Below are 24,496 nucleotides of genomic sequence, written 5' to 3'. Positions count from 1 at the left end.
ACCACTGGAAGATCCAAACGTCTTCCAGCACACATCGCCTGAAAGACTAGTCAGGATGATGGTGATGATGGTGGTTTTTAAAAGGAACGCGTGTCATATAAATTCTCGTTGAATGCTTATGCATTTGATGTCTTTTAACCTAAACCAGTTGTACGCCATAAAGCAAGGGCTTTTTTTGATCATTAATTCATTTCATATTGATGGTATGAATTGTGCGTTCCACCAGGCTGGCGTAGCCTTATAACAGGCATCGTTAAGCGGAGAATGTAATGAAAAAGGTCGCGATTGTCGGGTTAGGATGGTTAGGAATGCCACTGGCGATGTCATTAGCCGCGAAAGGCTGGCAGGTGACAGGGAGTAAGACCACCCGAGATGGGGTTGAAGCGGCACGCATGTGCGGCATTGATGGTGTCGAGCTGCGTCTCGAACCCGAGCTTATCTGCGATACCGACGAGCTGGATGAACTGATGAATGTGGACGCGCTGGTCATTACCTTACCGGCGCGGCGCAGCGGCCCGGGTGAGTCTTTTTACTTGCAGGCGGTGCAGGAGATTGTCGACAGCGCCCTGGCGCACCATATCCCGCGTATCATTTTCACCAGCTCCACCTCCGTCTATGGCGATATCGACGGTACGGCGAAAGAAAACACCGAGCGCCGTCCGGTGACCGCCAGCGGCCGGGTACTGAAAGAGCTGGAAGACTGGCTGCACAATCTGCCTGGCACGCAGGTGGATATCTTACGCCTGGCCGGACTGGTGGGGCCGGGGCGTCATCCGGGGCGCTTCTTTGCCGGTAAATCCGCGCCGGATGGCCAGCACGGGGTTAATCTTGTGCATCTTGAGGATGTTATCGGCGCAATAGAACTGCTTTTGCAGGCTCCGAAAGGGGGGCACATCTATAATATATGTGCGCCTTCGCATCCGCCGCGCAGTACCTTTTATCCGCTGATGGCGCGCCAGCTGGGTCTGGCGCCGCCGGTATTCAGCGAGGCGCAGGGGGAACGCAAAGGCAAAATTATTGATGGCAATCGTATTTGCCATGAACTGGGATTTGAATATCAGTATCCCGATCCGCTGGTTATGCCCATGGAATAATTGCGCCGGCGGAGACAATCGCACACCGCAAGGGGGCGAAGATGAAACCGCTGCTGGATGTTCTTGTTATTCTGGATGCGCTGGAAAAAGAGGGGAGCTTTGCCGCCGCCTCGGCGAAGCTCTATAAAACCCCTTCGGCTCTGAGCTACACCGTGCAAAAGCTCGAGAGCGATCTTAATATCCAAATCCTTGACCGCACCGGGCATCGCGCGCGTTTCACCCGTACAGGGCAGATGCTGCTGGAAAAAGGGCGTGACGTGCTGCATACGGTTCGCGAGCTGGAAAAGCAGGCCGTCAAACTTCACCAGGGCTGGGAAAATGAGCTGGTGATTGGGGTTGATGATACATTCCCTTTCTCCCTGCTTACCCCGCTTATTGAGGCGTTCTATCAGCGCCACAGCGTCACCCGGCTGGTTTTTATCAATGGCGTGCTGGGCGGTTCCTGGGAGGCCCTGACGCAGGGCAGGGCGGATATCATCGTTGGGGCGCTGCATGAGCCTCCCCAGTTGAGCGAATTTGGTTTTGCGCGGCTCGGTGTTCTGGAGCAGGTTTTTGCCGTTGCGCCTCATCACCCGCTGGCGAATGAACCGGAGCCTGTTACCCGACGCGTCATTAAAAACTATCGCGCCATTGTGGTTGGAGACAGTTCTCGCCCCGAATGCGGCATTTCATCGCAGCTGCTGGATGAGCAGGAGGCCATCACCGTTTTTGATTTTAAAACCAAGCTGGAGCTGCAAATAAGCGGCCTGGGGTGCGGTTACCTTCCCCGTTATTTAGCGCAGCGGTTTATTGACAGCGGAGCGCTGGTGGAAAAACAGGTTTTAGCGCAGAGCAGTAACGAATCGGTATGGGTGGGCTGGAATGAACAGACCGCCGGGCTTGCCAGCGCCTGGTGGCGAGACGAAATTTTAGCAAATAGTGCTATCGCCACAGTTTACGCTCAGGCAGATGATGGGAAATCAATCAGTTAGTAAAATTAATTTATGGGCAGGTTTCTCAATGTATTGCCTTTTGTATCTGGAATAGGGCAAAATGCCGCCGCTGCAAACAAATGAATAATCGACGATATAAAAGGCGTCGGTTATTTTTTTTTGCATGTACGAAACGAAACTAAAAACCAAGAGGCCGGGCTTCGTACCGGATAGATATTTACTAAAATCCGACAGTTGTTGTCGCTGAGGAAGAAAGAAATGGGGCAATTTTTCGCTTACGTGGCGGTTATCACCGTAAAGGAGAATAACTATGTCGCATAACGCAACTCCAAACACCTCTCGCGTGGAATTACGTAAAACGCTTACGTTGATTCCGGTTGTTATGATGGGCCTTGCCTATATGCAACCGATGACGCTGTTCGATACATTCGGTATCGTATCAGGCCTTACTGACGGTCACGTTGCAACGGCGTACGCCTTTGCGCTGGTCGCCATCCTCTTTACAGCGCTGAGCTACGGTAAACTGGTTCGCCGTTTCCCGTCCGCAGGCTCTGCGTACACCTATGCTCAGAAATCCATTAGCCCGGCGGTTGGCTTTATGGTGGGCTGGTCATCACTGCTGGACTACCTGTTCATGCCGATGATCAACATTCTGCTGGCAAAAATTTACTTCGAAGCGCTGGTGCCTTCCGTGCCGTCGTGGATCTTCGTTGTGGCGCTGGTGGCCTTTATGACCATCTCTAACCTGCGCAGTATCAAGACCGTGGCTAACTTCAACACCCTGATTGTGATCCTTCAGATGGGGATTGTTGCGGTTATCGTTGGGCTGATCATCTACGGCGTTTCCCACGGTGAAGGCGCAGGTACGCTGACCAGCACCCGTCCGTTCTGGTCTGAAGGCGCTCACGTAGTGCCGATGATCACCGGTGCGACTATCCTGTGCTTCTCGTTCCTGGGCTTCGACGGTATCTCTTCTCTGTCTGAAGAGACCAAAGACGCTGAGCGCGTGATCCCGAAAGCGATTTTCCTGACCGCGCTGATTGGCGGCCTGATCTTCATCGGTGCGTCTTACTTCTTACAGCTGTACTTCCCGGATATCTCTCGCTTTAAAGATCCGGATGCATCACAGCCTGAAATTATGCTGTACGTGGCGGGTAAAACCTTCCAGTGGGGCGTGCTGATCTTCTCCAGCGTCACCGTACTGGCTTCCGGTATGGCTGCGCACGCGGGCGTTTCTCGTCTGATGTACGTGATGGGCCGTGACGGTGTGTTCCCAACCCGCTTCTTCGGTTACGTGCATCCTAAATGGCGTACCCCGGCGTGGAACGTGCTGCTGGTGGGCGCTATTGCCCTGCTGGCGATTAAATTCGACCTGGTAACGGCCACGGCGCTGATTAACTTTGGTGCGCTGGTGGCGTTCACCTTCGTTAACCTCTCCGTGATTTCGCAGTTCTGGATCCGTGAGAAGCGCAACAAGACGCTGAAGGACCACATCAACTATCTGGTGCTGCCAGTGTGTGGTGCCCTGACGGTGGGCGCCCTGTGGATCAACCTGGAAGAGAGCTCAATGGTTCTGGGTCTGATCTGGGGTGCAATCGGTCTGATTTACCTGGCTTGCGTGACCAGAAGCTTCCGCAACCCGGTTCCTCAGTACGAAGACGTCGCGTAAGACTGTGTCGGGTGACGGCTATGCTCAACCCGACCTACAGTTTCGTAGGCCGGGTAAGCGTTAGCGCCACCCGGCAAAAAAAAGCCGGAGACATCGCCTCCGGCTTTTTTGTACCCGCTACTCAGACAATTTCTTGCGCATACTGGAACAGCGCTTTCAGCAGCGCCTGCTTTTCAGCATTCCCTTCATACTGACCGTAAAGCATCTCCAGCTCCTGGGCGTAGCTATTAAGAAACTCCGGCGTAAACACGTTGCGCCGATGCTGTAACCAGCGTTCCTGCTCTGCTTCATCCAGCGTGCCGGGATAGTTGCGCGCGCGATAATTAAACATCAACTTCTCAATGCGCTTATCTGCGAAGGTGATATCCAGCGCGGGCAGGTTACGCGGGTCGGTTTGCAGCACGATGTTCATCGCCGCGCGATCGGCATCGCTGAAGAAGCCGTTATAAAGCTGCGCATCCACATTCTCAGACGGCACGAACGGCTCTGCTTCGGCAAAAATGGCGACAACTTTCTCGCGCACCTGCGGGTTGTCGCGCAGCACTTTCAGGTTGTCGAGGCAGTGCTGACGGTTAATCCCCAGCCGGTCGGCGTCTTCCGGGCGCAGCGTGTTGGCCTGCGCCAGCACCGGGCACTTATTAATGTGCACCAGTTTTACCGGTACGGCTGGCAGGTCACCCAGCGCCTCTTTCGGGGTATAGAGCCGTTCACGTAAGGTGTCGCTGTCGAGCTCAAGCAGCGGGGAGATATCTCCGGCGAGATCCACCATGATGACGGCGTTACGGTTGTCCGGATGCCAGGCAAGCGGCGCCACCCAGCTTGTATTCCCGCGCCACGCACCGAACATCCCTGAAATATGCACCAGCGGTTTCATCTGCGGCACGTCAATTAGCGTCATCAGCTTTTGCTTGCTGCGATGGCCCAACAGATACTCAAACAGGCGCGGCTGCGCGGTTTTTACAAGTTTCGCCATAGCGATGGTCGCGTAAACGTCTGCCATCGCGTCGTGGGCGTTGCTGTGCTCAATGCCGTTGGCCCGCGTCAGGTGCTCGAGCCTGAAGCTCGGCAAGCCGTCGTCGTTCTCCGGCCAGTTAATCCCCTCCGGGCGCAGCGCATAGCAGGCGCGCATGATATCCAGCAAATCCCAGCGTGAATTACGGTTCTGCCAGCTCCAGGCATACGGATCGTAGAAGTTGCGGTAGAAGATATTGCGCGTCACTTCATCGTCAAAACGGATATTGTTGTAACCCACCACGCAGGTATTGGGCACCGTGAACAGGTCGTGGATGCGACGGGCAAATTCTGCTTCGCTAACGCCTTTATCCCGCGCTTCCTGAGGCGTGATGCCCGTCACCATTACCGCGCCCGGCTGCGGCAGATAGTCATCGGCGGGCTTACAGTAAAACACCTCGGGTTCGCCGATGACGTTAAATTCGTCATCGGTACGGATAGCCGCAAACTGCGCCGGTCGGTCCAGCGCCGGATGGGTGCCAAAGGTTTCGTAATCGTGGAACAAAAAAGTCGGGCGCGCGGCAGAGTCAGACACCAGTAATCTCATCCTGTTAAAAATTGACGTCTCTATGGTAAACGATTGGGGTGAGCAGTCCGAATAAAAAGCACCGTCAGGCAAGAAATTTGCGAGATTTGTTCCGAAAAAATCTGCGTGCTGTCACATTTTTTTGCAATTAAGGCAGGTAACGACATCAGAACTCCCGTAAAAAGGTCATCGATTTTTACTGACCTGAGGATATACCGTTGAAACGCCGTCTGTTTATTGCTGTTTCTTTACTCGCTTCGAGTATTTCATCCGCGCTGGCTGCCGAGCCGCTGGATTTTTCACCTCAGCCGCCTGCCATCCAGGCTGGCTCCTGGGTATTGATGGATTACACCACGGGTCAAATCTTAACGGCGGGCAACGAACATCAGCAGCGTAATCCGGCGAGCCTGACCAAACTGATGACGGGGTACGTTGTCGATCGTGCCATTGATAGCCACCGCATCAGCCCCGATGACATTGTGACGGTCGGACGTGACGCCTGGGCAAAAGGCAATCCGGTCTTTGACGGTTCGTCGCTGATGTTTCTGAAGGAGGGCGATCGGGTTTCCGTGCGCGATCTCAGCCGCGGCCTGATTGTTGATTCCGGCAATGACGCCTGCGTGGCGCTGGCGGATCACGTGGCGGGCGGTCAGCCGCAGTTCGTCAGGATGATGAATGACTACGTTGAAAAGCTGAACCTGCGCGATACCCACTTCGAAACTGTACACGGGCTGGATGCACCGGGTCAGCACAGCTCCGCTTACGATCTCGCCGTGCTTTCCCGGGCCATCATTCACGGCGAACCTGAGTTCTACCACATGTACAGCGAAAAGAGCCTGACCTGGAACGGCATCACCCAGCAGAACCGCAACGGCCTGCTGTGGGATAAGACCATGAACGTGGATGGCCTGAAAACGGGTCACACCTCGGGCGCGGGCTTTAACCTGATTGCCTCTGCGGTGGACGGTCAGCGTCGACTGATTGCGGTGGTGATGGGGGCAGACAGCCCGAAAGGACGTGAAGATCAGGCGCGCAAGCTGCTGCACTGGGGACAGCAAAATTTTGATACGGTGCAGATCCTGCATAACGGTAAAAAAGTGGGAAGCGAGCGCATCTGGTACGGCGATAAAGAGCAGGTCGCGCTGGGCACGGATCAGGACTTCTGGCTGGCATTACCCAAATCGGAAGTGCCGAACATCAAGGCGAAATACGTGATGGATAAAAAAGAGCTGGAAGCGCCGATCGCCGCGCATCAGCGGGTAGGGGAGATCCAGCTGTACGATCGTGACAAGGTGGTCGCGCACTGGCCATTGGTTACGCTGGAAAGCGTTGAAAAGGGCGGCCTTTTCTCCCGCCTCGGCGATTATCTGCATCATAAACTCTGACCTTTTTGGGCAGACTGGCAGTGTTGCGAGTCTGCTCACATAATAAACACTCCTGGTTTGCCGATAATCTCGATTCTGCTTTACAGTGTATATATATACAGTAATAAACGGAGGCAGCATGGACTACAGCATCAGGCAGCAACAGAAACGTACGATCGCTGGCTTTCATCTCGTGGGGCCGTGGGAAAAGACGGTCAAGCAGGGATTTGAACAGCTGGTCATGTGGGTAGACGGGCGTCATATTCAGCCGCAGGAGTGGGTGGCCGTTTATTATGACAATCCGGATGACGTGCCGGCAGAAAAGCTCCGCTGCGTTACCGCCGTAACGGTAGCGGACGATTTCACTATTCCTGAAAACAGCGAAGGGGTGATGATGACCGAAATTGCTGCCGGAGAGTATGCTATTGCCGCCGCGCGCGTCGAAAATCATGATTTCGCCACTCCGTGGTATCAATTCTTCAACTCCCTGCTGGAAGACAACAAATTCCAGATCGCGGCAAAACCCTGCTTCGAACGCTATCTGAACGATGGCAATGCTGACGGCTACTGGGATATTGAGATGTTTGTACCGGTAGAGCACAAAGTGGGATAATCCTGCGTAATGCAGGGTTTTTCAGCCGGGCGCGATCCACCCGGCTGAAAACACAGTACAATTGTGGTTTGCCGTAGAGCTGGAGACGGGTGTGCGCCCCGACAAGTCATTAACCCCTTTTGAAATTCGGTTATACAAACATTATCGCGTGGTGCACGGTTGCCGCATTGCGCTGGCGTTTGTGTTGACCTTCGTACTGGTTCGTCTGCTGGATATCCCGGAAGGGACGTGGCCGCTGATCACGCTGGTGGTGGTGATGGGGCCGATCTCATTCTGGGGGAACGTGGTCCCGCGCGCTTTCGAACGCATAGGCGGCACCGTTTTAGGCTCAGCGCTTGGGCTTATCGCCCTGAAGCTGGAGCTGATTTCGTTTCCGGTCATGTTGCTGTGGTGCGCGGTGGCGATGTTTCTTTGTGGATGGCTGGCCCTCGGCAAGAAACCGTATCAGGCGCTGCTGATTGGCATTACGCTCGCAGTTGTGGTCGGCGCACCGGCGGGCGATATGACCACCGCATTGTGGCGAAGCGGGGACGTGATCCTCGGCTCGTTGCTCGCCATGCTGTTTACCGGCATCTGGCCGCAGCGCGCCTTCCTGCACTGGCGCATTCAGATGGCAAACTACGTCACGGCATTTAACCGGGTCTACCAGGCCGGGTTTTCGCCGAATCTGATTGAGCGCCCGCGTCTGGAAAAGCACCTGCAAAAAATCCTCAATGATGTGGTCAAAATGCGCGGGTTGATTACCCCGGCAAGCAAAGAAACCCATATCCAGAAAGCCATTTTTGAAGCTATTCAGACGGTCAGCCGTAATCTGGTCTGTATGCTTGAACTGCAAATCAATGCCCACTGGGCCTCACGCCCCAGCCATCTTCTGATGCTCAACGCGCATACGCTGAAAGAGACGCAGCAGATGACGCAACAAACCCTGCTGACCATCGCCCATGCGCTCTACGAAGGTAACCCACAGCCGATACGGGCGAACAGCGAGCGGCTGAACGAAATCGTCGCCGAGCTTAAACAGCTGATGAATGAGCGCCAGGGCGACAATGTGGCGGAAACGCCCATCCATGGTTATGTCTGGCTGAGTATGGAGCTGGCGCGACAGCTGGAGTTGTTATCGCAGCTGATTTGCCGGGCACTGCGCAAATAAAAAGCGTATGTGATGCCTGCTGCTTCGATTCAGCAACAATTAGGGTTATGATGGTTTTAAACGATATACTCATTGTCATTCGCAGCCGCTGTCTGTTAAAACGGTTGCTTTAACGAATCCGAATCTCACATTATCAGGGGTGTAAAAATGGAAACTACCAAGCCTTCGTTCCAGGATGTTCTGGAGTTCGTCCGCCTGTTCCGCCGCAAAAACAAGCTACAGCGCGAAATCCAGGACGTAGAGAAGAAGATCCGTGACAACCAGAAACGTGTCCTGCTGCTGGACAACCTGAGCGACTACATCAAGCCTGGCATGAGCGTTGAAGCTATTCAGGGCATCATCGCCAGCATGAAGAGCGATTATGAAGATCGCGTTGATGACTACATCATCAAAAACGCTGAGCTGTCCAAAGAGCGTCGCGACATCTCCAAGAAGCTGAAAGTGATGGGCGAAATCAAAAACGTCGACGCTAAAGGCGAGTAATCGCACACTCTGTTGCCCGGTGGCGCTGCGCTTACCGGGCCTACAGGACTGTTATCACGTAGGTCGGGTAAGGTGAAGCCGCCACCCGACAATTTCACGAACGCAGAAAAGCAAAAAGCCTGCTCTAAAAGCAGGCTTTTTAAATTTGGCTCCTCTGACTGGACTCGAACCAGTGACATACGGATTAACAGTCCGCCGTTCTACCGACTGAACTACAGAGGAATCGTTGTGGAGGCTTATCTTAGCGGCGAAAAAACTTTTGTCAAACCTGATCTCAGGCAAAAGCGTTTGTTTGATGATTCTGTCGTCATTTTGTTGTAAATCCAAACATAATTTTATGGAAAATACTTTGCAGGATACGCATTTCTGCCCCATCATTTGAAATGGAGTTTCAACTTTCTCGCTAAGGTCCATTTTGAACGTCACCGCACCCCTGCGCCAGGCGATTATGCGCACGCCCTGGTATGCAAAACGTAAGAGTTATCGAGTTCTGTTCTGGCGTGAAATCACCCCCCTTGCCGTGCCTATTTTCCTGGAGAATACCTGCGTCCTGCTAATGGGGGTGCTGAGCACCTTTCTGGTGAGCTGGCTCGGTAAAGAAGCCATGGCCGGGGTAGGGCTGGCGGACAGTTTCAACATGGTTGTGATGTCCTTCTTTGCCGCTATCGATCTCGGTACGACGGTGGTGGTGGCGTTTAGCCTGGGCAAGCTTGATCCGAAGCGTGCCCGCGAAGCGGCCAGACAGTCGCTAATGATCATGACCCTCTTTTCGATCATCCTTGCGGCGGTTATCCATTATTACGGCAAAGAAATTATCGACATTGTCGCGGGAGAAGCGACCAGCGAGGTGAAGGATCTGGCTCTCACCTACCTGGAAATGACGGTGCTGAGTTATCCGGCGGCTGCCATCGCGCTGATTGGTAGCGGTGCGCTTCGTGGAGCAGGAAATACCAAAATTCCGCTGCTGATCAACGGCGGCATGAACATCCTGAATATCATTATCAGCAGCGTTTTGATTTACGGCGTCTTTTCCTGGGAGGGGCTGGGCTTTGTCGGCGCGGGTTTGGGGCTAACCATTTCCCGCTATATTGGTGCGGCGGCGATAATTGGCGTACTGATGGCGGGAATTACGCCATCGCTGCGCCTGACGCTGAAAAGCTATTTCCGTCCGCTTAACTTCGCCATTATCTGGGAAGTGATGGGGATCGGGATTCCGGCCAGCATCGAATCCGTGTTGTTTAACGGTGGGAAACTGCTGACGCAGATGTTTGTTGCCGGGATGGGAACAGACGTCATCGCCGGCAACTTTATTGCCTTCTCCATCGCCTCGCTCATTAACCTGCCGGGAAACGCGCTGGGGTCGGCGTCGACGATCATCACCGGCAGACGCCTCGGAAAGGGGCAGATAGGGCAGGCGGAACGGCAACTTCGGCACGTCTTCTGGCTTTCAACTATTGGACTGACGGCGATTGCGTGGGGAACTGCGCCTTTTGCCGGGCTGATGGCCTCGTTCTATACGCATGAAAATGACGTGAAAGAGGTCGTGAAGGTGCTCATTTGGCTCAACGCGGCGTTTATGCCAATTTGGGCCGCGTCCTGGGTACTTCCTGCCGGGCTGAAAGGGGCGCGCGATGCCCGGTTTGCGATGTGGGTCTCCATGCTCGGCATGTGGGGCTGTCGCGTTGTGGCGGGCTACACGCTGGGGGTAATGTTGGGTATGGGCGTTGTCGGCGTCTGGCTGGGGATGTTCCTTGACTGGGCCGTGCGCGGGGCGCTGTTCTACTGGCGCATGGTGAGCGGGCGCTGGCTGTGGAAATATCCGCGAAAAAAACCGGAGCAGGAGGTTTCGGAAACGGCAAGTGCCTGACAAATGTGCGAAGTGGAGAATAAATCGGCAAACGATTGAAAATCTGCATTCACCCTTTGACATCCTCAGGGCGCATCGATAATATGCGCCCCGTTCACACGATTCCTCTGTAGTTCAGTCGGTAGAACGGCGGACTGTTAATCCGTATGTCACTGGTTCGAGTCCAGTCAGAGGAGCCAAATTTGAAAAGCCTGCTTTTAAAGCAGGCTTTTTGCTTTTCTGCGTTCGGTCAGTTTGTCGGGTGGCGCTCCGCTTACCCGACCTACGGAATCCCAGGCCGGGTGAGTGGGTCCTTGTTATCAGCGGAACGGTGGCTCATTGAAGGTGCGCAGCTTGCGGGAATGCAGTTTGTCGCCCTCTGCACGCAGTAAATCGATGGCGCGAATACCAATCTGAAGATGCTCTGAGATCGCCCCTTCGTAAAAACGGTTCGCCTGGCCCGGCAGTTTGATCTCGCCGTGCAGCGGTTTATCGGACACGCACAGCAGCGTGCCGTAAGGGACGCGGAAGCGATAGCCCTGCGCGGCAATGGTGGCGCTTTCCATATCGATTGCGACCGCACGGCTGAGATTGAAACGCAGGGCGGAGGCGGAATAGCGCAGCTCCCAGTTACGATCGTCGGTGGTGACGACCGTACCGGTACGCAGGCGCTGCTTCACCTCTTCACCCGGCATGCCGCTCACCTCTTTGGTGGCGTCGTACAGGGCGCGCTGCACTTCCGCGATACTCGGGATAGGAATATCCGGCGGCAGAACCGCGTCAAGGACATGGTCGTCACGCAAATAAGCGTGGGCGAGGACGTAATCGCCAATCAGCTGACTTTCACGCAGGCCGCCGCAGTGGCCGATCATCAGCCAGACGTCCGGGCGCAGTACCGCCAGATGGTCGCAGATGGTTTTCGCATTCGACGGGCCAACGCCGATGTTAATCAGCGTAATGCCCTGACCGTCGGCGGTGATCAGGTGCCAGGCTGGCATCTGGTGCTTTTTCCACGCCAGGTCGGAGATGGCCTCTTCCGGTGCTTCGGTTTCGGCGGTGATCCAGATCCCGCCCGCGCAGGAGAGGGCGATGTAAGGGCTGTCCGGATCGAGGATCTGGCTACAGCCCCAGCGGACAAATTCGTCTACGTAGCGGGTGTAGTTGGTAAACAGCACGAACGGCTGGAAATGTTCGGCTGGGGTGCCGGTGTAGTGACGCAGGCGTGCCAGCGAGAAATCGACACGGCGGGCATCAAAGTGCGACAGCGGTGAAAACTCTGCCGGGTGATAGATCCCGTCCGCCGTCTCATCGCCAATCTGCGACAGCTCAGTGGTCGGGAAGTGGCGGGTCAGCCCCGCGCTCATGGAGCGATCCAGCGTCAGCGCTGAACCGTCTATCACGTACGGGTAAGGGATCTCGTGCAGGGACGGTTCAACGCTGATATGCGCGCCGTAATCCTGATACAGCAAAGTAAGCTGCTCTTCCAGGTAGGGGCGGAACAGCGCAGGTCGCGTGATGGTCGTGCTGTAACAGCCGGAGTGGGTGAAACGCGCATAGGCGCGGGTTTTCGGATTGCTGCTGGCGCTGCCGTCCCAGGTGACAGAGAGCGATGGATAAACAAAAAGGCCCTGGGTTCTGGCCTTTTCATCGGGAAGCTTCCCTGTTTCGATATAGTCACTGATGGCGCTGCGCAGTGCATTGACGGACTGTTCATACAGCGCGTCGAGTTTTTCCAGCGCCTGAGCCGGGGTCAGGCTGGAGCCCTTATTATTCATGTCTGTCTCCTTGTTCCACAGGTGTGCGGCTTTACCCGATAGTATGTCACACGCCTGTGAAACAAAAGTGAGGAGATCAGCTGTGCGTGGTTTCCTTCATCAACAGGGCGGTGGCGGCAGAAAGCAGGCAACCCGCCAGCAGATAAATCGCCACGCTATGCCAGTTACCGCCTGAGAACGTCACCAGCGCGGCGGCGATAAACGGCGTAAACCCGCCGCCGACCACGCTCGCCACCTGATATCCCACGCCCGCGCCGCTGTAACGGTAGCTTGCGCCAAACAGCTCGGTGAACATTGGCTGCTGCACGCAGACCACCATATCGTGAGCGATGTTCGCAAGCATGATCGCGAAGAAGACAATCCAGAAGACCGACTGTGCCTCCAGCGCCATAAAGAACGGCCAGGCGCTGAGTGTGCCGATGAGCGCCCCGGTGATATACACCCGTCGACGGCCAAAGCGATCCGCCAGCCAGGCGAAGCAGGGGATGGTCAGGCAGCTGATCCCGCCCACCACCAGGCCAATATTCAGGAACAATTCCCGCGGCAGGCCGAGGTTTTGCGTGGAGTAGTTCAGGGCAAAGGCGGTGACGATATACATCGTTAGCAGTTCGCACAGGCGCAGGGCAATGATTTTCAGAAAAGCGCCAGGGTGCTGCACCAGCGCTTCCATCACCGGCAGCCGTTTTTTCGCGACCGGTTTTTCGCGCTGCTGCCGCTCAAACTCAGCCGACTCTTCCATGCCGTTACGGATCCACAGGGCCACCACGACCAGCACAATGCTGAAGATAAACGGAATACGCCAGCCCCAGCTCAGGAACTGCTCGTCTGTCGTGAGCTGGCTTATTAGCGACACCAGGCCCGTGGAGAGCAGCAGACCCACGCCATAACCCACCTGCACGCCGCTGCTGTAAAACGCTTTCTTATTCTTCGGCGCGCTTTCCACGGACAGCAATGCCGCGCCGCCCCATTCGCCGCCGACGGCAAAGCCCTGAATGGCGCGCAGCGTCACCAGCAACACCGGGGCCCACCAGCCAATCGAGGCAAAGGAGGGCAAAATACCGATCAGCGCGGTGGCAATGCCCATCATCCAGACGGTGAGCATCAGCATACGTTTCCGGCCAAGGCGGTCACCGAAGTGGCCGAAAATTATCCCGCCCAGAGGACGAAACAGAAAACCGACGCCGAAGGTGGCAAATGCAGCAAGCGTGCCCATGGCGGGGCTGATCTGGGGAAAGAATTCACGGTTAAAGACCAGCGCAGCGGTAATACCGTAGAGCAGAAAGTCATACCAGTCGACGACGGCGCCTGCGAAGCTACCTAAAGCGGCGCGGCGGGCGCGGTTAAGCGAAGGTGTCTCCTCGTTGCGGCGAGCGGAGATAAGGGTGGAGTCCATAGTTGTCCTGTCTGTACTGATTTTTAATTATTGGTATAAGAAAAGGTCACTCACATCACGGCCGTCATATTGACGGAATGTATGAGACTACCGTGACAGGCGGCCTGAGAAAACGTTTTTATCTTTCCTGAAAGCGCAGAATAAATAAATTTCATCTTATCGGGCGACAACATAAATCAGCCTGTTTGGCTCCGGTTAGGGCTGAATGGTTTACAGTAATAACGATCGCTGCGTGACGTAAGCTGAGGGTATAACGATGCAACGCCTCTTTCCTGCACTGTGGGTAGTCCTGTTTTTAGTCGTATCTCCGCTGCATGCGGAGCCGAAAGTCTATGGCGAACAGCGTATTCACCGCTGGTGGGATGCAGTAACGGACGATATTGCGCAAACCTGGGAACAGCCGGATCGTTACGATCTCTACCTTCCGTTTCTGAGCTGGCATGCTCGATTCATGTATGACAAAGAGAAAACCGACAACTACAACGAAATGCCGTGGGGCGGGGGGCTGGGCGTGTCCCGCTACAACGACGAGGGCAACTGGAGCGCGCTCTTTGCCATGATGTTCAAAGATTCACATAACGAATGGCAGCCTGCGATGGGCTACGGCTGGGAGAAAGGCTGGTATCTGGATAACGCAAAAGATTTCCGTCTGGGGCTGGGGGCCGCTGCGGGGATCACGGCACGCGACGACTTTGCCAACTATGTCCCGCTGCCGTTTATCTTCCCGCTTTTCTCTGCCGGATATAAGCGCGTCACCGTCCAGTTCACCTATATTCCCGGGACCTACAACAACGGCAACGTGCTGTTTGCCTGGCTGCGCCTGGGCTTTTAGAGGGTGATCACTTTTTTGGCCACTGCGTTGGACAGGATCAGCAGCGAAAACAGGACCGACGTAACAAACGTAAGCACAATCAGAGCAAGTTTGGTGCTCAGGGACGTCACCGGAATGAGCGCGGTCAGCAGGTGAAACACCGAGTAGTGCATAATATAGACCCCGGTCATGGTTTTGCTAATGGCGGCCAGCACGGACTCTTTAAACTCCGCATTGCGGCGAAAACGCACGCCGTTGGCCGCAATCACCAGGGCAATAATCAGAATGTAGATTTGCGATCCGGTGAGAATAAAGGCGTTTCTGTCTGCTTTAAATAGCGCAAAAAAGAAGTGCCGTTCGTAAAACCACGTGAAGAGATAAATAAACGGTATGGCGATGACCGCTGCCCTGACCACATTTTTGCGGCCGATCCACGCCGCGATCTGCGGATCGCAAAAGAGCTGCCCCGTCAGATAAAACAGCAGCCACGTCCACAGGCGATACTGCGGCGACAATGAAAGGACGTGGGCATCAGGATAGAGGGCTGACAGCAAATCGTACCCGTATGAGAAAAGCAGCAGGGCGGCAATCACCCCGCAAAAGAGCGTTCGTCGCTGGCTGAGCCACTCCACCACCGGGTGAAACGTGTAAATCACGATAAACGCGAACACGAACCAGGGCTGGATCAGATATCCACGCTGATAGGGCTCCCACAGGTAGTAAATCGTTACCCAGAACAGAAAGACGATCACCAGGCTTTTGATCTTATCCAGCTGCCAGCGCGTGCCGTGTCGGGATTGCCCGTCCAGATACCCTGCAACCACAAAAAATAACGGCGTGGCGATGGTCGAAATGAAGGTTAAAAAACCGAGGATCCAGTGATAGTCATAATCGTAATGATCCCAGGTGTTGTAGATGGTGAAAAAGGTAACCGCCGTCATACACCCCAGCGTCTTGATGATATTCAGCCCTGTCGCATTCATTGTTGTTCAGCTTTGTCCTTACGATGGAAACACGCGTAAATTACGGGGAGTACCAGCAGCGTCAGGATTGTAGCAAACCCAAGCCCAAACATAATCACAACGGCCATGCTCTGGAAGAACACATCCAGCAGCAGAGGGGCGAGGCCGAGTACGGTCGTAAAGGCGGTGAGGAGGATGGGACGCAGGCGCGACGTGGCGGCGTAAACGATCGCACTGTGCTGATCCTGCTGCACTTTCTGCTGTTCTATCTCTTCCACCAGCACAATGCCGTTGCGGATCAGCATCCCGCTCAGGCTCAGCAGGCCAATCAACGCCATAAAGCCAAAAGGGATGCCGGTAATTAAAAACCCCGGCGTCACGCCGATCAGCGCCAGCGGCACGGTCAGCCAGATGGCGACGGCGTTTTTCACCGAACTGAACATCAGCACCGTGATCACAAACATCACCAGATAGCCGAGCGGCAGCGTGGTAAATAGCCCCTGCTGCGCTTCGCTGGAGTTCTCCGCGTCACCGCCCCACTCAATGCTGTAGCCGTGGGGCAGGGGCAGGGCATCAATTTGTGGCTTCACGCGGGCGAGAATATCGCCGGAGGTTTGCTGGCTTAGCGGGTCAGGGTCGGTCTGCACGGTCAGCACGCGGGAGCGGTCACGGCGAAGGATCAGCGGATCTTCCCACTCCAGCGCGAAGCCGCTGATGACGTTGCTCAGCGGAATATACTGCTGCCGGGTCTGGCTCCAGACCAGAACGTTATTCAGGTGATTGGCGTCCAGCCGCTCGCTTTCCGGCGGGCGCACCACCACGGGCAACAGGTCGCTGCCTTCTCTGTACAGTCCTGCCCGACTGCCGGAGAAATTCATCTCCAGTGCGTTATCGACGTCCTGCTTATCCACGCCAAGCTCACGTCCCAGCGCGGTGACGTACTGCGGGCGGATCACTTTGCTGCGATTTTGCCAGTCGTTCCTGACGCTGTCCGTCGCCGGATCGCGCGTAAGGATGTTGTCTACCTGGCTGGCGATCAGACGCAGCCTGTCCGGATCGGGGCCTTTAATACGTATTTCAATGGCGCTGTCGCCGGAGGGGCCAAACATCACCCGCTTCGTGCTGGCGTTAACCTGCGGATAGTTTCGTGCGATGTACTCATCAACGTGGCGGGTCAGGGCGGGGATGTTACGCTGGTCGTCCATTCTCACCATAATTTGCGCATAGTTGCTGTACTGCCGCTGTCCGCTGTAGGTCAAAATAAATCGCATACTTCCCTGACCAATCGTCGAGACCGTAGTTTCCACGCCTGGCTGGCCGTTAATGGTTTTCTCGATATCACCGGTCATTTTCTCGGTCCAGTTAATGTCGGTACCGTAAGGGAGCCAGAGGTCGACAAAGAAAATTGGCGTACTGGAGGAGGGGAAGAAGTTCTGCCGCACCGAGCCAAAGCCCCAGATGGCGGCGGCCAGCAGTGCGGCCATCACTACCAGCGTTGGCGCTTTACGCCGTAACAGCGCGTTGAGCACACCCTGATAGATCCGATAGATGCGTTTGTCATAGGGATCCGTTTCGTCGGCCTTTGGCGGTGCAGCATCTCGTTTAAACAGCCACCACTTAATCAGCACTGGCGTTATGGTGAGGGCTGAGAACCAACTCAGCATGAGCGAAATCAGCAGGACCTGAAACAGCGACTTACAGTATTCGCCGGTGGAATCCTGTGACAGCCCGACGGGCGCAAAGGCCAGGATGGCGATGACCGTTGCACCCAGCAGCGGCAGCGCAGAACGGCGAATAATGTCGCTAATGGCGTTCATCAGGGACGAGCCCTGCTGCCGGGCTACCAGTACCCCTTCGACAATAACAATGGCATTGTCGACCAGCATGCTGAGGGCGATGATCAGCGCGCCCAGTGAAATGCGCTGTAGTTCAATACCCCAGAGATACATGATCAGCAGCGTGCCCAGCACGTTGAGGGCGAGGGAAAAGGCAATAATGATCCCGCTGCGTAAGCCCATAAAGATCAACAACACGCCGATGACAATCGCCAGCGCCATCAGGAAGTTAATGATAAATCCGTTAACGGAATGCCCGACCTCCGCCGCCTGATCGTAAAACAGGTCGATATGGATACCTGCCGGTTTCTCGGCTGACATCTGCTCTAGCTTCGCCTCCAGGGCATGTCCCACGTCGATCACGTTAACGCCGGGGATAAAGGAGACGCCCATGGTGACGGCTTTTCTGCCGTTGGCATGGTAGATGCTGGCAGGGGAGGCATCCAGCCCGCGTGACAGGGTGGCAATATCCCGTAAGCGGGTAGCCGCCCCAACGCCCGGCGGGGTCACGATGAGATCGGCCAGCTCGTCAATACTTTCGAATTCACCGGTAGGATGCAGACGAATTGACTCAGTACCGGAGGGGATCTCTCCCGCGCTGGAGACCACGTTCAGCCTGCTGAGCTGGGCAGAAAGCTGGTTCAGCGTTATCCCGCGTGCGGCCATTTTGCTCAGAGAAATGTCCACGTTAATCTGCTGGGTGAGGGCTCCGCCGATGGCCACTTTGCCCACGCCTGGCACGAGGACCAACTCCCGGCGCAGCAGCTCGGCATACCGGACCAGTTCCGGATTGCTGAATTCATCTCCGGAAATGGCAAAGAAAAAGCCGAACACATCGCCAAAATCGTCATTCACAAACGGGGTCACTACGCCGGGTGGAAACTGTCTGGCGGCATCTCCCACCCGGCGACGCAGTTCATCCCAGATTTGCGGCAGTGCATTTGAGTGGTAGCGCGAGGCTATATTGACCGTGATCTGCGACAGGCCGCTGGAGGAGATGGAGCTGACGTTATCCAGATAAGGTAACTGCTGAAGCGCATTTTCCAGCGGCAGGGTGACCTCTTCCTCAACCTGCTGCGCCGACGCGCCCGGATAATGGGTGATCACCACCGCCGTTTTGATGGTAAACGCCGGATCTTCCAGTCTGCCAATGTTCAACAGGGCAATAATGCCGCCTACGCCCAGCAGCAAAATAGTCAGCCAGACGCGAACCGGGTTGCTGATAAACTGACGAGAGATATCCATTACAGTCCCCGTTCACGCGTCCAGATACGTACCGGCTGGTTGGGATGTAGCTCCCCAACGCCTGCGGCCACCACGCGTTCACCGGCCTTAAGCCCACCGACGATGACGACCCCCTCAGCGCTGACTTGCCCCACGCTGACCTTACGATCTTCAAGGTGCAACGTATCGCCTTCGCCCGTCACCACCCAGACATGTGGCTCATTGCGCGGGCGGTTATCCGGGTTAAAGATCGCTTCAACCGGCACTACCAGCGCCTCACTGCCCACACCAGCCGGAAGGTTGGTTAAATTGATGGTGACCGTTCCGCTGACGCCGCCCACGACGGGAAAATCATCCGGGCGGGGCATGGTTAAAATCACCTGCCAGGTCAATGTGTTGCTGTCGCTACTGCCTGAGTGCTCTTTGTACACAGCGGTAAACTCGCGACCGGGCAGGGCGTTGATCCTCACTACCGGTTTGTACTGCGCATTGCGAATATCGAAGGTGTTAAACAGGTTCTCTGGAAGGCTGAACACCACGTCCAGCAGATCGGTACGGGTCAAAGTGACGACGGGCTGGCCGGCGGAGACGACCTGATGATTTCGCACATGGACGCTGGCCGCTGTCCCGCTAAAGGGGGCGACGAGCGTCATCTGGCTTAATTCTTCGCGCGCAATCTGTAGCGCGGCGTTTGCTGAATCGCGGTTGGCGCGCTGGACATCCATCTCGGCTTTCGACACGGCCTGGCGGCCCGCCAGGGTCTGGAAGCGGTCGAATTGCCGCTGAGCCAGGGTCGCCGCCGTTTGCCTGTCGTTCAGGCGCTGCCGGGCTTCACGGGCGTTGAGGCTGGCGAGCCGTTGCCCCTGTTTGACAACGGCACCCTGGCGAATGTCCAGGGTCTCAATCTGCCCGGCTCGTTTGAACGCGAGATCCGTGGCATCGCCGGATTCAATACGTGCGGGAAACACGCGCTGCTGCGCGTTGCCGGCCTTGATCACCTCTGCGACTTTTACCATTTTCGGCAGGGGCGCGGCGCGGTCGGGTTTCGGATCGCACGCCGTCAGCAGCAATAAAACAGCAGGCAGAAGAGAGAGGTAGCGCTTCACAGTATTCCCCTGATAATAATTGTTTTATTTATTTCGTCATCAATGCTGGGGTGGCGCTATTCTGCCAGGGCCGAGACGACCACATAGGTAAATAGACCGATTGCTGTGCTGGCGATAATGGCGAGCGCAATAAACAAACCAAGGCGAATCAGGCTTAAACCGTACATGCATTCCTCCATGAGGTTGAAGGTGGCGCGGGATAAAGAGAATGAACGTGTTGCATGCCTGACTATGAGCATAGTCGGTGAATAAATAAATGTTAAATAACCATTATTAGTGGCGTGACATACTCAGGCGAAACAAGCGTTACGATGGTGTATCCCCTTTGAATAACATCCTGATATTCCTGTGCTACGTTTAATAGCATCCATTCGTTTTTTTCCGTAAAAGGCATTCACGCCTGTACCCATGGGTTTGATGCGATCTCTCCTGATTAACTCACTGTTGTGTTGGTTATAAAAAAGGATGCTTGATATGTATAAAACGATTCTGGTGCCGGTGGATGTATACGAAACAGCATTGTCTGATAAAGCGCTACAGCATGCCCAATTCCTGGCGCAAAGCGCATCGGGTAATGTCCATCTGCTGTACGTTATGCCAAAGTTCTCGGCGGAACTGACCCGCGGTTTTATTGCAGACGCGAGAAAGATGGATGAATATATGATTAATAATGCTAAAGAAAAACTGGCTGCGCTGGTAAAAAAAATCAACCTGCCGGAAGCAAATGTCCATCTACATGTTCGCAGCGGGAATATACGTGATGAGGTAATCAAACTGGCGGATGAGCTTAACGTCGGTGCGATTATTGTGGGATCGCGTAATCCAAATATTCAAACTCATTTATTAGGGTCAGAGGCGGCGAGTATCGTTCGTTACGCGCATGTTCCTGTTTTCGTTATTCGTTAATGTCATGAAAGCAAGGTGATTTCTGAAAAGAACCCGAGGAAGGAACGATGATAACAGAAAAGCCTCACCGTCCGTATTATCAACAAACCGTTGATGAAACCCTGACAAATATCCAATCCAGCCTCGACGGACTTAGCAGTACAGAAGCCACCGCCAGGCTGGAAAAATACGGTGAAAATGCCTTACCGCAAAAACCGGGTAAACCTGGCTGGCTGCGCTTTCTGGCCCATTTCAACGATGTCCTTATTTACGTCCTTCTGGCGGCGGCGCTGCTGAAGCTGATAATGGGACACTGGGTGGATATGTTTGTCATTCTTGGGGTAGCCATCATTAACGCCCTGATTGGCCATATTCAGGAGAGCAATGCGGAGAAATCGCTGCAAAGTATTCGCAATATGCTCTCCAACGAGGCTGTGGTCATCCGGCAGGGCAACCATGAAACCATCCCGACGACAGCGCTGGTGCCCGGAGATATCGTCGTGATACGCGCCGGGGATCGCATTCCTGCCGATCTTCGCGTGACAGAGGCGCACAACCTGCGGGTGGAAGAAGCTATTCTCACCGGCGAATCCACGGTAGTGGAGAAAAGCAGCGATGCGCTCCACGGGGAGTTGCCGTTAGGCGACCGTTACAACCTGCTTTATTCTGGCACCACCGTCAGCTCCGGCGGGGGAAAAGGGCTGGTGGTGGCGACCGGTGGGGAGACTGAACTCGGCCATATCAACCAGATGATGTCAGACATTGAAAAACACCGTACCCCGTTGATGGTGCAAATGGACAAGCTCGGCAAGACCATTTTTATCACCATTCTGGTGATGATGCTGGCGCTGTTCGTTTTCAGTCTTATCTTCCGTGATATGCCCGTATCAGAGCTGGTGCTGTCGTTGATTAGCCTTGCGGTGGCGGCGGTGCCGGAAGGATTACCGGCCATTATCTCGATCATCCTCTCGCTGGGCGTGCAGGCGATGGCGCGTCGCAAGGCGATTATTCGCAAGCTGCCTACCGTGGAAACGCTGGGGGCGATGACGGTTATCTGCTCGGACAAAACCGGCACCCTGACCATGAATGAGATGACGGTAAAAGCGGTGATTACCGCGGACACCACCTACCGCGTGGAGGGAGACAGCTACGAGCCGGTGGGTAATATTCACCCCGTTGACGATCCGACACCGGTCACCGTGACCCCGGGATCTGTGCTTGAGCGCTATCTGCGCACAGTCGATCTCTGTAATGACAGCCAGCTGATCAAAGATGAGCAGGGGCTGTGGAAAATCACCGGCGGTCCAACCGAAGGCGCGTTGAAGGTGCTGGCGGCCAAAATCCCGCTTCCGGCAATCGACGCCGAACTGCGCAGTAAAATCCCATTCGATTCGCAATATAAATACATGTCCACCCTCTATCGCCTGGGCGACGAAGAGGTGATGTTAATCACCGGTGCGCCGGACGTCCTTTTCCGTCTTTGCCAGCACCAGCAGACCCAAAACGGGCTGGAGCCGTTCAACCTGCACTACTGGGAAGAGAAGATTGAAGAGTATGCGCGCGAAGGATTGCGCATGGTGGCTGCGGCCTGGAAACCGGCCGCCAGCGGGCAGCGCGAGCTGACGCATGCGGATCTGCAAGAAGAGGTCATACTGCTCGGCATTGCGGGCATGATGGATCCCCCGCGCCCGGAAGCCATTTCGGCCATTGCCGACTGCTTGCAGGCGGGCATTCGCGTGAAAATGATTACCGGGGATCATCCACAAACGGCGATGAGCATTGGACAGATGCTGGGTATTGGCAACGCGGCGAGCGCCATTACCGGGCGCGAGCTGGAGGCGATGGACGACCATCAGCTGAGCGAGGCGGCGCAAAAATACGATATCTTTGCCCGAACCAGCCCGGAAGATAAATTCCGCCTGGTGCAGGCGCTGCAAAGTAAGCAGGAAGTGGTCGGGATGACCGGGGACGGGGTGAACGATGCGCCGGCGCTGAAGCGGGCGGATGTCGGCATCGCGATGGGGATCAAAGGTACTGAAGTCACCAAAGAAGCCGCCGATATGGTGTTAACGGATGATAACTTTGCCACCATTGCCCGGGCGGTCCATGAAGGGCGTCGGGTCTACGACAACCTGAAAAAGACCATTTTGTTCGTTATCCCGAGCAACATCGCCCAGGCCCTGCTGATCATTATTGCCCTGCTGGCGGGAAACCTGATCCCATTAACACCGGTACTGATCCTGTGGATGAACATGGCAACCTCGGCAACGCTGTCGTTTGGCCTGGCGTTTGAAGCGGGTGAGAAGGACATCATGAACCGGCCGCCGCGTAAGTCTAACCTGCATGTGATGGACGGGTATGCCATCTGGCGAGTGGTGTTTGTCGGCCTGATGATTGCCATCAGCGCCTTTGTGCTGGAGGCCTGGCTGCAACCTCGCGGCTACTCGCCGGAGTTCATCCGCACCGTGTTGCTGCAAACGCTGGTCACCGCCCAGTGGTTTTACATGCTCAACTGCCGCGTCACCGACGGCTTCTCCCTGGGTAAAGGTCTGCTGGCTAACAAGGGAATATGGATCGTGAGCGGCGTACTTCTCGCCCTTCAGCTTCTGATCATCTATGCGCCGTTCATGCAAATGCTGTTCGGTACCGAAGCGCTACCGTTCCGCTACTGGATCATCACCTTCCTGATTGGGTTTGCGATGTTCATGATTGTTGAAGCAGAAAAAGTCCTTACCCGGAGATGGCGCACGACGAAAAGATGACTGAATGAGCAGGCTAAGCCTGCCCACCGGCAGGCTTTCTCTTTGACTGAGTACAGAACACTATGATTCGATTTGCCTCGTTCGTTTTTACGCTTGGTATTCTGGTTCCCGCTGCATCTGCTGTAACCTACCTCCTCCCTCCCGAGGGCAGCCGCCTGGTGGGGGCGCCAGTCACCATCACCGTGCCTGAGGGCAATACCCTGCCGCTCGAAGCGTTTGCAGCGCAGCACGGGCAGGGGTTGAGCAATATGCTGGAAGCCAACCCGGGGGTAGATCCGTTTTTACCGCGAGCCGGAACACAGCTGGTGGTGCCGCAGCAGCTTATTCTGCCGCCAACGGTGCGCGAGGGGATTGTGGTGAACGTCGCGGAAATGCGACTTTACTATTATCCACCCGGCAGCAACACGGTTGAGGTGCTGCCTATTGGCATCGGCCAGGCCGGGCGCGAAACGCCGCGTAACTGGGTAACCGCCGTTGAGCGCAAACAGGAAGGCCCAACCTGGTCACCCACGCCAAATACGCGACGCGCTTACGCGAAAGAGGGGAAAACGTTGCCTGCGTTCGTTCCCGCCGGGCCGGATAATCCGATGGGGCTGTATGCCCTCTATATCGGCAGGCTGTACGCGATCCACGGTACCAACTCAAAGTTCGGCATTGGTCTGCGCGTCAGCCAGGGCTGCATTCGCCTGCGTAATAACGATATCAAATACCTGTTCGATAACGTTTCGGTGGGGACGCGGGTACAGCTTATCGATCAGCCCGTAAAAGTGACTACCGAGCCGGACGGTAGCCGTTGGGTAGAGGTTCACGAGCCGCTTTCACGCAATCGCGCGGAATTTGAATCGACAAATAAGGTGCCGCTACCCATTTCGGCCACGCAAAGGACGCAGCTGATAAATGAAGGGGCGGGCGCTGAACTGGAACGGCGGTCGGGGATGCCGGTGAAGCTTGCTATGCCCGGTGGCGCTGCGCTTACCGGGCCTACAGGACCGTAGGTCGGGTAAGGCGAAGCCGCCACCCGACAATTTCACGAACGCAGAAAAGCAAAAAGCCTG

At 55.4% G+C, this 24,496-nt stretch carries 20 protein-coding genes, 2 tRNA genes and 1 other annotated feature (1 of these 23 running past the window's edge); of the genes, 14 read left to right on the top strand and 8 right to left on the bottom strand.

Annotated elements, in window-relative coordinates; all coding sequences use genetic code 11:
- Positions 1-71, bottom strand: a sequence feature (His leader region); it reaches 53 nt to the left of the window's first position.
- A complete protein-coding gene (hisL, locus tag ACOTY5_RS09480) occupies positions 47-97 on the bottom strand; it encodes a his operon leader peptide (protein WP_099516347.1) in 51 nt (16 codons plus the stop codon). It overlaps the preceding feature by 25 nt.
- 172 nt (positions 98-269) lie before the next feature.
- Between hisL and ACOTY5_RS09475 the strand changes: the two genes are divergently transcribed.
- The 4 genes from ACOTY5_RS09475 (at position 270) to ACOTY5_RS09460 (ending at position 3,695) form a co-directional block, all read left to right on the top strand.
- Positions 270-1,094 (top strand): SDR family oxidoreductase, encoded by an 825-nt coding sequence (locus ACOTY5_RS09475; protein WP_017383300.1) that lies wholly within the window; start codon positions 270-272, stop codon positions 1,092-1,094.
- Between the two features lie 41 nt (positions 1,095-1,135).
- A complete protein-coding gene (locus ACOTY5_RS09470; RefSeq protein WP_015572401.1) occupies positions 1,136-2,065 on the top strand; it encodes a LysR substrate-binding domain-containing protein in 930 nt (309 codons plus the stop codon).
- 219 nt (positions 2,066-2,284) lie between these two features.
- A complete protein-coding gene (gene yoeI, locus ACOTY5_RS09465; protein ID WP_099458931.1) occupies positions 2,285-2,347 on the top strand; it encodes a membrane protein YoeI in 63 nt (20 codons plus the stop codon).
- Entirely contained in the window at positions 2,337-3,695 is a 1,359-nt protein-coding gene (locus tag ACOTY5_RS09460; RefSeq protein ID WP_006811203.1) for an APC family permease, read from the top strand. Before yoeI ends, ACOTY5_RS09460 begins: the two co-directional genes overlap by 11 nt.
- Positions 3,696-3,816: 121 nt before the next feature.
- On the opposite strand, the gene sbcB is transcribed toward ACOTY5_RS09460, so the two are convergent.
- Positions 3,817-5,253, bottom strand: a complete 1,437-nt coding sequence (sbcB, locus tag ACOTY5_RS09455) for an exodeoxyribonuclease I (RefSeq protein WP_371286251.1) — start codon at positions 5,251-5,253, stop codon at positions 3,817-3,819.
- Between the two features lie 191 nt (positions 5,254-5,444).
- On the opposite strand from sbcB, the gene dacD reads away from it, so the two are divergent.
- The 4 genes from dacD to ACOTY5_RS09435 all read left to right on the top strand — a co-directional run bounded on the left by dacD (position 5,445) and on the right by ACOTY5_RS09435 (position 8,842).
- Complete coding sequence (dacD, locus tag ACOTY5_RS09450) at positions 5,445-6,617, top strand: serine-type D-Ala-D-Ala carboxypeptidase DacD (RefSeq protein WP_148103489.1); 1,173 nt, start codon at positions 5,445-5,447, stop codon at positions 6,615-6,617.
- Positions 6,618-6,735: 118 nt separating this feature from the next.
- Positions 6,736-7,209 (top strand): DNA gyrase inhibitor SbmC, encoded by a 474-nt coding sequence (gene sbmC / locus ACOTY5_RS09445; protein ID WP_032671710.1) that lies wholly within the window; start codon positions 6,736-6,738, stop codon positions 7,207-7,209.
- A 91-nt stretch (positions 7,210-7,300) separates the two neighbouring features.
- A complete protein-coding gene (locus ACOTY5_RS09440; RefSeq protein WP_017693112.1) occupies positions 7,301-8,359 on the top strand; it encodes an FUSC family protein in 1,059 nt (352 codons plus the stop codon).
- A gap of 147 nt (positions 8,360-8,506) precedes the next feature.
- On the top strand, positions 8,507-8,842 hold the full coding sequence (locus tag ACOTY5_RS09435; RefSeq protein WP_000450410.1) for a DUF496 family protein: 336 nt from the start codon (positions 8,507-8,509) through the stop codon (positions 8,840-8,842).
- A gap of 146 nt (positions 8,843-8,988) precedes the next feature.
- Here ACOTY5_RS09435 and ACOTY5_RS09430 read toward each other — a convergent pair.
- Positions 8,989-9,064 (bottom strand) — tRNA-Asn (locus ACOTY5_RS09430).
- 226 nt (positions 9,065-9,290) lie between these two features.
- Here ACOTY5_RS09430 and emmdR point away from each other — a divergent pair.
- Positions 9,291-10,709 (top strand): multidrug efflux MATE transporter EmmdR, encoded by a 1,419-nt coding sequence (gene emmdR / locus ACOTY5_RS09425; protein ID WP_023294986.1) that lies wholly within the window; start codon positions 9,291-9,293, stop codon positions 10,707-10,709.
- A 103-nt stretch (positions 10,710-10,812) separates the two neighbouring features.
- Positions 10,813-10,888 (top strand) — tRNA-Asn (locus ACOTY5_RS09420).
- A gap of 120 nt (positions 10,889-11,008) precedes the next feature.
- Here ACOTY5_RS09420 and ACOTY5_RS09415 read toward each other — a convergent pair.
- Entirely contained in the window at positions 11,009-12,463 is a 1,455-nt protein-coding gene (locus tag ACOTY5_RS09415) for an AMP nucleosidase (protein WP_015572404.1), read from the bottom strand.
- A gap of 76 nt (positions 12,464-12,539) precedes the next feature.
- On the bottom strand, positions 12,540-13,856 hold the full coding sequence (gene shiA / locus ACOTY5_RS09410) for a shikimate transporter (RefSeq protein WP_032104790.1): 1,317 nt from the start codon (positions 13,854-13,856) through the stop codon (positions 12,540-12,542).
- Positions 13,857-14,112: 256 nt separating this feature from the next.
- On the opposite strand from shiA, the gene pagP reads away from it, so the two are divergent.
- Positions 14,113-14,688: a lipid IV(A) palmitoyltransferase PagP gene (gene pagP, locus ACOTY5_RS09405; RefSeq protein WP_003859516.1), complete on the top strand. Its 576-nt coding sequence runs from the start codon at positions 14,113-14,115 to the stop codon at positions 14,686-14,688.
- On the opposite strand, the gene ACOTY5_RS09400 is transcribed toward pagP, so the two are convergent.
- From ACOTY5_RS09400 to ACOTY5_RS09390, 3 genes are read right to left on the bottom strand one after another with little or no spacing between them, the layout of a single operon-like run.
- Positions 14,685-15,608 (bottom strand): acyltransferase, encoded by a 924-nt coding sequence (locus ACOTY5_RS09400; RefSeq protein ID WP_026080612.1) that lies wholly within the window; start codon positions 15,606-15,608, stop codon positions 14,685-14,687. The two genes, pagP and ACOTY5_RS09400, sit on opposite strands and share 4 nt — an antisense overlap.
- 38 nt (positions 15,609-15,646) lie before the next feature.
- Positions 15,647-18,709, bottom strand: a complete 3,063-nt coding sequence (locus ACOTY5_RS09395) for an efflux RND transporter permease subunit (protein ID WP_045142654.1) — start codon at positions 18,707-18,709, stop codon at positions 15,647-15,649.
- Complete coding sequence (locus ACOTY5_RS09390) at positions 18,709-19,794, bottom strand: efflux RND transporter periplasmic adaptor subunit (protein WP_062934159.1); 1,086 nt, start codon at positions 19,792-19,794, stop codon at positions 18,709-18,711. The genes ACOTY5_RS09395 and ACOTY5_RS09390 overlap by 1 nt, the downstream gene beginning before the upstream one ends.
- A gap of 474 nt (positions 19,795-20,268) precedes the next feature.
- On the opposite strand from ACOTY5_RS09390, the gene ACOTY5_RS09385 reads away from it, so the two are divergent.
- The 3 genes from ACOTY5_RS09385 to ldtA all read left to right on the top strand — a co-directional run bounded on the left by ACOTY5_RS09385 (position 20,269) and on the right by ldtA (position 24,436).
- On the top strand, positions 20,269-20,700 hold the full coding sequence (locus ACOTY5_RS09385) for a universal stress protein (protein ID WP_003859525.1): 432 nt from the start codon (positions 20,269-20,271) through the stop codon (positions 20,698-20,700).
- A 47-nt stretch (positions 20,701-20,747) separates the two neighbouring features.
- Positions 20,748-23,441: a cation-transporting P-type ATPase gene (locus ACOTY5_RS09380; protein ID WP_421631899.1), complete on the top strand. Its 2,694-nt coding sequence runs from the start codon at positions 20,748-20,750 to the stop codon at positions 23,439-23,441.
- 62 nt (positions 23,442-23,503) lie between these two features.
- Positions 23,504-24,436 (top strand): L,D-transpeptidase, encoded by a 933-nt coding sequence (gene ldtA, locus ACOTY5_RS09375; RefSeq protein WP_062934157.1) that lies wholly within the window; start codon positions 23,504-23,506, stop codon positions 24,434-24,436.
- The last annotated feature ends 60 nt before the right edge of the window (positions 24,437-24,496 follow it).

The sequence above is a fragment of the Enterobacter cloacae complex sp. SHL018 genome, from assembly GCF_049237905.1.
GTDB classification, from domain to species: domain Bacteria; phylum Pseudomonadota; class Gammaproteobacteria; order Enterobacterales; family Enterobacteriaceae; genus Enterobacter; species Enterobacter hormaechei_C.
Note: the sequence above shows the minus strand (reverse complement) of the source record. Positions and strands in the feature narration are given on the sequence as shown.

Bases quoted from the DNA above. Each gene is read 5' to 3' on its own strand.
- ACOTY5_RS09475 (WP_017383300.1), top strand. From the start codon at position 270: ATGAAAAAGGTCGCGATTGTCGGGTTAGGATGGTTAGGAATGCCACTG.
- ACOTY5_RS09470 (WP_015572401.1), top strand. From the start codon at position 1,136: ATGAAACCGCTGCTGGATGTTCTTGTTATTCTGGATGCGCTGGAAAAA.
- ACOTY5_RS09460 (WP_006811203.1), top strand. From the start codon at position 2,337: ATGTCGCATAACGCAACTCCAAACACCTCTCGCGTGGAATTACGTAAA.
- sbcB (WP_371286251.1), bottom strand. From the start codon at position 5,253: ATGAGATTACTGGTGTCTGACTCTGCCGCGCGCCCGACTTTTTTGTTC.
- sbmC (WP_032671710.1), top strand. From the start codon at position 6,736: ATGGACTACAGCATCAGGCAGCAACAGAAACGTACGATCGCTGGCTTT.
- ACOTY5_RS09435 (WP_000450410.1), top strand. From the start codon at position 8,507: ATGGAAACTACCAAGCCTTCGTTCCAGGATGTTCTGGAGTTCGTCCGC.
- emmdR (WP_023294986.1), top strand. From the start codon at position 9,291: ATGCGCACGCCCTGGTATGCAAAACGTAAGAGTTATCGAGTTCTGTTC.
- ACOTY5_RS09415 (WP_015572404.1), bottom strand. From the start codon at position 12,463: ATGAATAATAAGGGCTCCAGCCTGACCCCGGCTCAGGCGCTGGAAAAA.
- shiA (WP_032104790.1), bottom strand. From the start codon at position 13,856: ATGGACTCCACCCTTATCTCCGCTCGCCGCAACGAGGAGACACCTTCG.
- pagP (WP_003859516.1), top strand. From the start codon at position 14,113: ATGCAACGCCTCTTTCCTGCACTGTGGGTAGTCCTGTTTTTAGTCGTA.
- ACOTY5_RS09400 (WP_026080612.1), bottom strand. From the start codon at position 15,608: ATGACGGCGGTTACCTTTTTCACCATCTACAACACCTGGGATCATTAC.
- ACOTY5_RS09395 (WP_045142654.1), bottom strand. From the start codon at position 18,709: ATGGATATCTCTCGTCAGTTTATCAGCAACCCGGTTCGCGTCTGGCTG.
- ACOTY5_RS09385 (WP_003859525.1), top strand. From the start codon at position 20,269: ATGTATAAAACGATTCTGGTGCCGGTGGATGTATACGAAACAGCATTG.
- ACOTY5_RS09380 (WP_421631899.1), top strand. From the start codon at position 20,748: ATGATAACAGAAAAGCCTCACCGTCCGTATTATCAACAAACCGTTGAT.
- ldtA (WP_062934157.1), top strand. From the start codon at position 23,504: ATGATTCGATTTGCCTCGTTCGTTTTTACGCTTGGTATTCTGGTTCCC.